Origin of the sequence: Spirillospora sp. NPDC049652, assembly GCF_040675125.1 — a bacterium.
Lineage (GTDB): Bacteria > Actinomycetota > Actinomycetes > Streptosporangiales > Streptosporangiaceae > Spirillospora.
In genome coordinates, this window is sequence record NZ_JBFAOF010000193.1 from 1 (window position 1) to 9,838 (window position 9,838).

The 9,838-nt window shown below is 73.2% G+C and carries 6 protein-coding genes; 1 reads left to right on the forward strand and 5 read right to left on the reverse strand.

The genetic code is table 11. The features are described 5' to 3' along the window. Positions 1-175: 175 nt before the first annotated feature. The 5 genes from AB0J52_RS15400 to AB0J52_RS15420 all read right to left on the reverse strand — a co-directional run bounded on the left by AB0J52_RS15400 (position 176) and on the right by AB0J52_RS15420 (position 9,094). On the reverse strand, positions 176-2,686 hold the full coding sequence (locus AB0J52_RS15400; protein ID WP_500182225.1) for a hypothetical protein: 2,511 nt from the start codon (positions 2,684-2,686) through the stop codon (positions 176-178). Next, positions 2,683-3,993, reverse strand: coding sequence for a hypothetical protein (locus AB0J52_RS15405; RefSeq protein ID WP_500182226.1), 1,311 nt, complete (start codon positions 3,991-3,993; stop codon positions 2,683-2,685). The genes AB0J52_RS15400 and AB0J52_RS15405 overlap by 4 nt, the downstream gene beginning before the upstream one ends. Then, positions 3,990-5,828 carry a hypothetical protein gene (locus AB0J52_RS15410; protein WP_500182227.1) on the reverse strand — a complete coding sequence of 613 codons (1,839 nt, stop codon included), beginning with the start codon at positions 5,826-5,828 and terminating at the stop codon, positions 3,990-3,992. Before AB0J52_RS15410 ends, AB0J52_RS15405 begins: the two co-directional genes overlap by 4 nt. A 165-nt stretch (positions 5,829-5,993) precedes the next feature. Then, entirely contained in the window at positions 5,994-7,748 is a 1,755-nt protein-coding gene (locus AB0J52_RS15415; protein ID WP_500182228.1) for a DUF4407 domain-containing protein, read from the reverse strand. Between the two features lie 539 nt (positions 7,749-8,287). Beyond that, positions 8,288-9,094, reverse strand: a complete 807-nt coding sequence (locus AB0J52_RS15420; protein WP_500182229.1) for an SAM-dependent methyltransferase — start codon at positions 9,092-9,094, stop codon at positions 8,288-8,290. Between the two features lie 166 nt (positions 9,095-9,260). Between AB0J52_RS15420 and AB0J52_RS15425 the strand changes: the two genes are divergently transcribed. Then, positions 9,261-9,838 (forward strand): NAD-dependent epimerase/dehydratase family protein (locus AB0J52_RS15425; RefSeq protein WP_500182230.1); only part of this gene is annotated, 578 nt, incomplete at its 3' end.

Below are 9,838 nucleotides of genomic sequence, written 5' to 3' on the forward strand. Positions count from 1 at the left end.
CAAGATCCGCGTCGGTCCGCCGGACGACGGCGACGGACCGGACGTGGCGCTGGGCCTGTGGGCGGGCGTCCTGCCGCTCCGGACGACCTGGGGCGCGCTGGAGCCCGATCCGGTCCTGCCGGCGGACATCGAGGCGCCGGAGCACCTGGCCCGGAGGCAGCACACGCCGCTGTGATCAGCTCTTGCGGCGTCCGAGGAGGCCGCGGCGGCCCTGGAGGGCGCGGGCGCGGGCCTCGGCGTCCTCCAGGGTCTTGCGGGTGCGCTCGGTGAGGATGAGTTCGTCGTCGCCGGAGAGCGAGACGGTCTCGGTGACGTCCAGCTGGAAGCCGAGTTCGCTGGGCAGCCGGGCGCCCACGGCCTCGCGCAGCTCGCGGCGGAGCTCGGCGAAGGCGTCGTGCGCGGTCCTGATCAGGCCGTACGTCGTCTCGTCGGCCTCGTCGAAGGTCCGGCCGTGGAGGTGGACGCTGATCATCCGGGCCTCCAGCGCGGCGGCCAGCAGGTTGACGCCGGTCAGCGGCCATTCGGACGCGCCGATCGCGTTCCAGATCGCCAGCGGCTTCATCCCGCGTTCCGCCGCCTCGGCGATCAGGCGGCCCACGCCCCGGAACGGCGTGTACGCGGGGAGGGCGTGCAGGACGATCCGGTACTCGTCGGCCGCGACGCCCGGGAAGCGGGCGGAGGCGTCCGGCCACCACCGCTTGTGGACGGGCCAGTCGGCCATGTCGGGATTCACGGCCCGGCCTCGCACGACCTCTTCGACCAGGGCGGCGCGGTTCGGGCCGTCCACCGCGCACAGCGCCTCGGTGAGGGCGATGACCAGCGCGACCTGGTCGGGATCGAGGGCCCAGTCGCGGTCCCGCAGGTGCTCGGTCAGCGCGTGCTGGACGTTGTTGCTGAGGCGGCGGAGCGAGTCGTCCGTGACGAGGTGCCGGAACGTGGTGGCGTAGGCGTTGCGGTCCGGGGTCTCCAGGTGGACGGGCGGCTCGCCCGAGCTCATCCGGAGGAGGTCCAGGACGGCGGCGTCCGCCCCCCGGGACGGCCGGACGTCGCGCAGCCGGTCCAGCCACGTCCTGCGGTCGGACGCGGGGAGGCCGGCCAGCCAGCGGATCAGGACGGCGGCGAGGCGGTCGAGCCGTTCGCGCCGGGCGGCCGAGGAGACCAGCAGCGCGACGCAGTCCGCGCCGTACCGGGCGAACGCGGCGATCTCGGTCGGCGTCACGGCCAGGTCGGGGACGCGCAGCGCGTGGAAGGGACGCAGCAGGTCTTCGGGGGCGATGCCGGAGAGAAGGTCGAGCCACGCGTCCTCGCGTTGGACTCCCCCTTGCTCCAGCCCGGCCACCAGCCCGCAGATCATGGTGGTCTGCCCGCGCAGCGCGCGAACCAGAACGGGACGGTCGGCCGCGAGCGGATCCGTCCAGCGGTCAATGAGGTTTGCCGTGGCTTGAACAGGTGCGAGGCCCAGCCTTGGGACTTGGGACGTTCCGACGACCTCGGCCAGCAGTTCGTCGCCGAAGCCGAGAGCGTCGGCTACGCGGACGTACGGGTTCGCGTCCTCGGCGGGCACGCTCCGAACGCAACGCAAGACCTCGCCCGTAAGCGCGCGCCACGGTTCGCTGGGGACGCCGACACCAAGTTCTTGCCAAACGCTCTGGACGGAGGCCAAATCCCCGCCGAGGCGTATGAAAGCCGCCAGGAGAAGCTCGTGATCGGCCTTGCGGGGGAGTTCCTTATAGCGACCGCTCTCCAGCAGCGCGGCGACCTCGGCCACGTCGCACTCGTTCCGCCGTACCCGATCCAGCACCAGAGCGGGACGATCCAGGTCCACAAGGATCTCGTAGGCGTGGTTCGGCTCCGCGTTCACCATGTACTCGGCCCGCGAGGCCAGGTACGCCAGAACCTCCAGCAGGCTCCGACGCCCGATCGACCGGCGCAGCTCGTGCGCGTACGCGTGGGCGAGCCGCGCGTCCGCCGGGGGCTCCGGCTCGGTGACACGCCAGTCGAGCTCGAAACTCCCCGGACGCGGGTGGTACGCGAACGTCAGCCGGATATTGGAGTTCTCGCCCCGCAACCACGTCGCGGCCGTGAGCCCAGGACGCCAGCCGTAGGGGAGCAGCGCGGCGACGGCGTCCAGGAAGCGGAGCCGGACGGCATGGTCCAGGTCGTCCGCGCCCGTGATGGTCACCGGGCCTTCGAGGAGCAGCGCCGCCGTGGTGGCGGCACGGCCCAGCCAGTTGTGGTCCTGGATGTCGTGAGCGATGTCCTCGGGCGCGTAGGGGGGAACATCCAGTGCGGTGGGCGAGAATCCGTCCACATCCAGCCCCGATACCGCGCGCACGAGGCTCGCATAGGAGACCGGGGCCTGGACGAACTGGTCGTAGGGGAAGTAGCCGTAGCGCGTACGGACGATGGGACGGCCTGCCGCGTCGGTGCCGTCCGTCCAGTCGTGGATGGCGACGCCCAGGTTGTTGCCGTGGTCGTTCAGGACCTCGGTCAGGCTGATCCAGGGGAGGGCCTCGGGCCCGGAGCGTTCCGGCGGCGGGTTGCCCAGCGTGTAGCGGTCGAGGATGGCGGTGAAGTGGTCGGCGCTGAAGTCGCCGCCCCCGCTGCCGAGGATGGCGTAGTCGTCGTAGCTGCCGGGGGTCTTGCCACGCACGGCCCATCCGGCGGTGAGGCGGGCCGTCCTCATGCACCGCTCCCGCCGCGCCCGCTCCCGCCGAGCCCGCCCGCGCCGCCCGCGCCCGGCGCCTGGGACAGCCGGTCCACCAGCCACATGATCGGCTCCATCACGTTGATCGGGCGGACCTTGCCGCGCAGGTGCATCGAGGTCGAGCCGTCGGGGTGGGTGCGTCTGAGCAGGTTGCTGTAGTTCTCGTCGTCGAACTTGCCGGTCCGCGGGTCGATGTAGAAGCCCACGGCCGACGTCACGAAGTAGCGGGTGCGCTCCGGCGCGAAATGCTGCCGGATCTCGCGCCGGATCGCGTCGATGTTACCGATGCCGTCGGCGCGGCAGAGCTCCTCGAAGAACCGCTCGGCGACGTCGTCGTGCACGGCCGGGAACAGGAACTCGGGGTCGGTCACCGACTCGTACCCGCCGCGCCGCGCGATGTCGCGCACCCACAGGTGGTCGTACTTGGTGATGCAGACGGCCAGGTGGTGCGGCAGGTAGTGGTCGTTCGGACTCTCCGGCGCGCGCTGGCTGATCTCCAGGATCGTCCGGTTGAAGAACTGGTAGGAGTCGCGGGCCTCGCGCTCGCGGGTCGGGTCCAGCAGCAGGATCAGCCCGCCGCACGCGGCCAGGTGCTCGACCAGCTCGCGGCGGTCCCGGCCGCCGCCCTCCCCGCGCCGGGACGGCTCGGGCGCACCGGTCGCGAACCGCGGCCCGCCCGACGACCCGCCGGAGGCGCCCGTGGCGAACCGCGGCCCGCCTGACGACTCCCCGGACGACCCCGTGGCGAACCGCGGCCCGCCGGACGACCCGGACCCCGGACCGCCACCGGACGCGGCGGGCTCGCCGGGCGCGCGGCTGTCGAACAGGCGGCCGGGCGGGTCCACGAAGTCCAGGTGCACCCGGACCGGGACCTCCCGCTTCGCGCCCGGCCGGTACCACTTCGTCCGCTCCCTGACCTGCCGTGACCCGTGCAGCCGCCAGGACAGCTTCTCCGCCGAGTTGGTCGCGGACGGGAACACCCGCTGCTCGCTGAGCTGGTCGGTGCTGGACGCGAGGAACGCGGTCGAGCCGTCGTTCGCGCCGTCCAGCCGCCAGCCCGGCTCGCCCAGGCTCATCGCGATGCGCAGGGCCGCGAGGAAGGTCGTCTTGCCGCTCTGCGGCGCGCCCCAGATCCCGATGCTGGTCTTCCCCGGCCGGACCTCGTCCGGCGGCGCGGACGGCCCGGCCGTCGCTCCCTCCGCGTTCGGCGGCACCGCTGCGGGCGCGGGCGTGGGCGCCTCCGGCCCAGAGGGCGGTGGCGGCGGGGTGGCTGTCGGCTCGGTCATGCGGGGTCGCCTTTCACGGGGACGGGGGCCATCAGCGGGAACGGGACGCTCACGCCGTTCGGCGCGGCGAGTTCCATCGCCTCGGCCAGCGCGCGCGGCGTCAGGCCCTCCAGGGTGAGCCGCCGGTGCGCGCCGAGGGCCGTCCAGTAGTCGCGGTCGGGATCGGTCGCGGCGTCGAGGACGAGCACCGGCCGCACGCCGAAGCGGCGCAGCGCGTCCACGGACTTGCGCCAGTCGTCCTTGCGCGGGCACGGCTGGGCGAGTTCGCGCAGCGGGTCCTGGCCCTGGCCGCGCGGGTGCGGCGGCCGTCCCGCGAGCACGACCAGCACGCGGAAGGGCGGATGGTGCAGCTCGTTCAGCCAGCCCCGGGCGTCCCGCTCGCGCTCCAGGAAGTCGACGATCTCGGCGAGCGCGTCCTCCAGCGGAGCCGCGTCGGACTGGTACGGCTGCGTCCGCTGCGGCAGGGCCGCGAACGCGTCCAGCGCCCGTTCCGGGTCGGCGCCCCACACGCCCTCGACGACGGCGTCGCGCTCCTCCCCCAGCTCGAACGAGTGCTCCCGGTACCCGCGCACCGACACCCCGGCGCGGTCGCCCAGATCGGCCCCGATCAGCTCGATCGTGTCGGCGAGCAGGGCGCGGCGGGCGGCGGCCGGTCCCGGCGGGCCGCCGAGCTCGATCGCGCACAGCACGTCCACGAGCCCGGCCGGAGCGGGGCAGTCGCGGGTCTGCGCGTACAGCCGGTCGAGCGGACGCGGGTCGGGACGGGTGTCGGCGAGATCGGGCCAGCGGACGCGTCCGGGGCCGTCCAACGCGGCGCGCAGCGACAGCGCACCGCGCGGCAGCCGGGTCGCCCGCACCGACACCGGACGCGGCTCGTACATCGGCCCCGGACGCTCGGGGGCGGCGACGACCGCGAGCACGACGTCGTTGTCCGCGCCGCCGGGGCCGCGCGCGACCCGGACGACCGCCTCCTGCCCGGCCGTGCTCCCCGCAGGGAACAGCGGGACGAGCACGGGCTCCGCTCCCGGCCCGTCGAAATGGGCTCCGACCAGCCAGTACGGCGTCCGCAGCGGCTGCCGGGCGACCGCGTCGGCCAGCTCGTCCACCGCGGGCCGCCCGCTGCGGACGACCCGCGCGTCCGGCCGCAGCAGGCGCAGCCGCGAGAGTGCCAGTTCAGGCACCGCCCAGCCGGGGGCGGAGTCGACCAGCAGGGGCGTCGTACCGCCGGGGAGCCGCTCGGCCAACCGCGCGAGTTCCAGGTCGAGGGCCTCGACGAGGCGCGTGCGGTCCACGCCGTGCAGGCCGCCCGCGAGCTGGAAGGCGCGTTCGCCGTCTCCGGACGCGAGGAGCCGGGCGGCGAGCCGCTCCCAGGGATGCTCCTCGCGCGACCACGGCTCGTCCGGCCCGTCCACGGCGTCCGGCCGGACGAGCAGCACGGACACGCCGTCCGCGCCGACATCGACCACCACCGGCGACGCGGCCTCGAACCTGAGGATCTCGTCGAACGCCCATTGCGTCGTCCACGTGGACGGATCGCGGCCGAGGTCGGGACGTCCGAATTCGAGCGTCCAGTTGCCGTGACCGGGGGGCGCCACCGCCGACGTGGACTCCTTGAGCAGGCGCGTGCGCTCCTGGTCGGCCTCGGCGCGTGCCCGCGTCCACTGGTCGTCGTCCGGGAAACCGCGCACGAACGGCCGCGCCGCGTCCCCGGCGCGCGCCGCCGCCCGTAGGTCGTACCGGAGGCGCGCGTCGCTCAGGCGAGTTCCGTCGAGGTCGTCGTCCGGGAAGGTCCAAGCGCACTCGCGGCATTCGGCGGGCGGAGGAACGTCTGGCACCAGCCCGCAAACCGGACAGGGCAGCGTCGCATCGACGTCCACCGCGATGCGCGACTCCAGGGGCGTTCCGGCTTCCCAACCGCCTGCGCCCAAGGGCGAACCGGGATCTCTCGGCAGCGGCGCGTCAGGTTCCATCGGACGCCTCCCGCGCCTGGCGGATCCGGGTCACCGCCCGTCCCGCCGGTTCAGCCAGCGGGTCAGGCCCCCCAGCACGCCGCGGCGACCGGGCTCCGGGCTCGCGGCCGGGAAGTGCCGGGTCTCGCCCTCCGGACGGATCCGGTCACCCGTCGGCCCGTTGCCGTTCGAGGGAGCCGGCCCCCAGGACGGCGGCGGCGTCCCGACCCCGTTGACCGGGTACGAGACCGGCGGAATCGCCGACCCGCCCGCGGACCCGAACCCAGCGGGCGCAGCCGACCCGAACCCGCCAGGCACGGCCGACCCGCCAGGCGCGGCCGACCCGCCGGGCGTGCCCGAACCGAACCCGCGGGGCGCGGCCGACCCGAACCCGCCGGGCATGGGCGGACCCGACCGGCTGAGCCCGCCGGCGGCCGCCGGAGAAGGCGGCACGACCGGAACCTCGGCTGGCACGTTCCCGTTCCCGTTCCCGTTCGCGGGCTGCGCGGCGCCGTCGGACCCGGCGTGGAAGCGGTGGAGCTGCTCGCGCTCCCAGCGCTCCAGTTCGAGCCGCTGCAACCGCCGCTCGACCTCGATGATCTCGTCGACGGACGTCTCGACGAGCTCGCTGCGGCGCTCCTGCAGCCGCCGGGCGAAGTCGGACTCGCCGGAGTTCTCCCGCAGCCCGACGCCCTCCTGCTTGCGGACCTGGTCGTCCAGCAGCAGCCGGTCCCGGGCGCGGATCTTCTCCACCGCCTCGTCGTACGCGCCGGGCGGCCCGAACAGCGACAGCACCTTGACGATGATCGGCAGGCACTCCAGGACGGTGATGAACAGGAACAGCAGGAACCGCGCCGCCTGCAGCTGGCTCTCGCCCTCGGACGCCCGGTCCAGGCCCTTCAGCCGGATGAGCAGCCCGGTGTTGTCCTTGTTGCTCTTCTCGAACGCGGCCCGGTCGGACTGCTGCCGGTCGCGCAGCGTCCTCAGCTCGCCCTGCACGCCGGGCAGCTTCTGCTGCGCCTGCGCGACGAGCACGTCCTTGTTCTTCGCCGCGGCCTGGTTCAGCGCGCCGGACTTGGTGGTGATCCGCTCGTTGATCTGGTCGATCTGGCGCTTGGCCTGGTCCCGCCGCCGGACGAACTTCTGGTAGCGCGGCCCGTCGCCGCTGTGCCCGCTGGTGCCCTTGCAGCGGTCGCCGGTGAGCTCGCAGGCCGCCTTGTCGTCGTAGTCGTTGTACTCCTTCTGCAGCGCGGGGAGCTGCGCCCGGAGCTGCTTGATCTCCGCGTCGTCCTCGGGGTTGGCGAGGCCGTCGCCGGTGCGCTGCCTCAGCAGCTGCGCCTCCTGCTGCTCCAGCACCCGGATCCGCTGCGCGTCCGGCCCGTTGTCCAGGTTCTGCTGGAACGCCCGGGAGTCCTCGTCGTGGATCTTGTCCACGGCCACCCGGACCTCGTCGTTGAAGATCTGCAGCACCAGCGGCGTCGAGATGATCACCCCGAACAGCAGCGCCATCGCGACCCGCGGCAGCGCCAGCAGGACGGTCAGCACCCTGCCCTGGCTGCGGGTGAGCGACACCACGAGCCAGCGGTCCAGGTTCAGGATGACCAGGAACCACATCGCCGACAGCGGCACGGCCGCCCACACCGACGCGCCGACCGCCATGCGCAGCGCGAAGAACATCGAGACGGACGCGAGCGTCGCCGTGGTGAGCACCGCCCCGCCGATCCCGACGTACTTCGCGCGGTCGGTCGTCGCCCGCCGCAGGATCTCGGGATCGGCCCCGGACAGCCACACCAGGACGTTCTTCATGGGCCCCGTCCGTCTCGGAGAGTCGTCCGCCTTGAGACGCCACCTGCGGGCCGGAGGTTCCGGCGCGCCGCGAAGCAGCCAGCCGCCGCCGAGCCGCCGGGACGAGTCCCGCCGCTCCTCCGCCTCCCGCACGGGCGGCGGAAAGGAGGGCGGCGGTCCGGCCGGCGCGTGCCGAAGTTCAGGAGGGTCGTTCGGACGCGTCACCGCACCCCCGGAATTCCTCGATGGGACGAATCGAGAAGCGGCCAACAGCCTAACCCGAGCCATTCCGGCGAACCCCCACGAACACCGCCCACCGTCACCAAGCGTGACCCGACCGTGATCACCTCAGGAATCGCCGTCCGCAGCCCCGACTGCTTTTGGAACGATCCAAATTCCCTCAAAAGGATGCCGCTGCCAGGGCGAACATGAAGGCAGTACTTCGTGTAGCCGACGCGAAGGACGGATTGGCGCGGAGCGTCCGCGCAATTTCCCGAAGAAGTCAAGGTTCCGCTGTCCCATGGGTGATGCGGATATCCCCTCGAAGGGAACGGGCGGGGTCAGGGTTTGCGGGAGATGGCGGCGTACATGCCGGCTTCGGCCGGGGTGGCGGGTGGGGCCTCGGGGGACGGGCGCCAGTCGGCGGTGTAGACGAGGCCGGGTTCGAGGAGGTCGGTGCCGTCGAAGAAGCGGGCCACCTCGGCGGCCGTGCGGGTGTGCAGGGACGCCGAGGAGTGCTCGTCGTAGACCTGCTCGGCCTGCTCGGCGATGTCCGGGTCCGGGTCGGACGTGCCGTGCGAGATGACCAGGTGGCTGCCGGGGGCGGTGGCGGCCATCAGGCGGGCGACGATGCCGTGCGGGTCGTCGGCGTCCGGGAAGAAGTGCAGGACGGCGAGGAGCAGGACGGCGACCGGGCGGCCGAAGTCGATCAGATGGGTGACCTCGGGGTGCAGCAGGATGCTCTCCGGGTCGTGCAGGTCGGCCTGGACGAGGGTGACGCCGTGGGTCCGGGTGAGCAGGGCGCGCGCGTGGACGGCGACGATCGGGTCGTTGTCGACGTAGACGACGCGGGCGTCCGGGTTGTGCCGCTGGGCGACCTCGTGCACGTTCTGCTGGGTGGGCAGGCCGGTGCCGATGTCGATGAACTGGTCGATGCCGGCGTCGCGGGCCAGGTGGGTGACCGCGCGGGTGAGGAAGGCGCGGTTGTGGCGGCAGGCCGAGAGCGTTTGGGGCGCGGTGCGCAGGAACGCCTCGGCGGCGGCGCGGTCGACGGCGTAGTTGTCCTTGCCGCCGAGGAAGTAGTCGTAGATGCGCGCGGGGCTCGGCACGCTGGTGTCGACTCCGGTCGGCACCCATTCTGCGGTCATCGCGTCTCCCACCGGGCGGCTACGGGCCGATCATAAGCGGCTCCCGTGGGGCTGGGGAGGGGTTTGTGACAGTGCGGGTCGAATGCCGTGGATGTTCGCTCTGGGCGGTGCCGCTGACGGCGGAAGGGGGTGAACGGACGCCCCGTCCTGGTGATAGCACGGAGGAATGAGGCTCTTGGTGCTGGGTGGGACGGAATTCGTCGGACGGGCGGTCGTCGAGGAGGGCGTCGCCCGGGGGTGGAAGGTCACGGTCTTCAACCGGGGGACGCACGGCGCGCCCGAGGGTGTGGAGACGCTGCGCGGCGACCGGACCGCGCCGGACGGTCTGGAGGCGCTGCGGAACGGCGAGTGGGACGTCGTCCTCGACACCTGGTCGTGGGCGCCGTCGGCCGTGCGGGACGCGGCGGAGCTGCTCGCCTCGCGCGCGGCGTCGTATGTGTACGTGTCGAGCCGGTCGGTCTATGAGTACCCGGTGGCGGTCGGTGCGGACGAGAGCGCGCCACTGGTCGAGGGGGCTCCGGACGAGGCCGAAGACCACGAGGGGGCCAAGGACTACGCGCGGGTCAAGGCGGGCGGTGAGCTCGCGGCCGTCCAGGCGTTCGGCGAGAGGGCGCTGCTGGCGCGTGCCGGGCTGATCCTCGGCCCGTACGAGAACATCGGACGGCTCCCGTGGTGGCTGAACCGGATCGCCCGGGGCGGGGACGTGCTCGCGCCCGGCCCGGCCGAGCTGAAGTTGCAGCTCAT

Coding starts and splice junctions, on each gene's coding strand:
- AB0J52_RS15400 (WP_500182225.1), bottom strand. CDS start 2,686: ATGAGGACGGCCCGCCTCACCGCCGGATGGGCCGTGCGTGGCAAGACC.
- AB0J52_RS15405 (WP_500182226.1), bottom strand. CDS start 3,993: ATGACCGAGCCGACAGCCACCCCGCCGCCACCGCCCTCTGGGCCGGAG.
- AB0J52_RS15415 (WP_500182228.1), bottom strand. CDS start 7,748: ATGAAGAACGTCCTGGTGTGGCTGTCCGGGGCCGATCCCGAGATCCTG.
- AB0J52_RS15420 (WP_500182229.1), bottom strand. CDS start 9,094: ATGACCGCAGAATGGGTGCCGACCGGAGTCGACACCAGCGTGCCGAGC.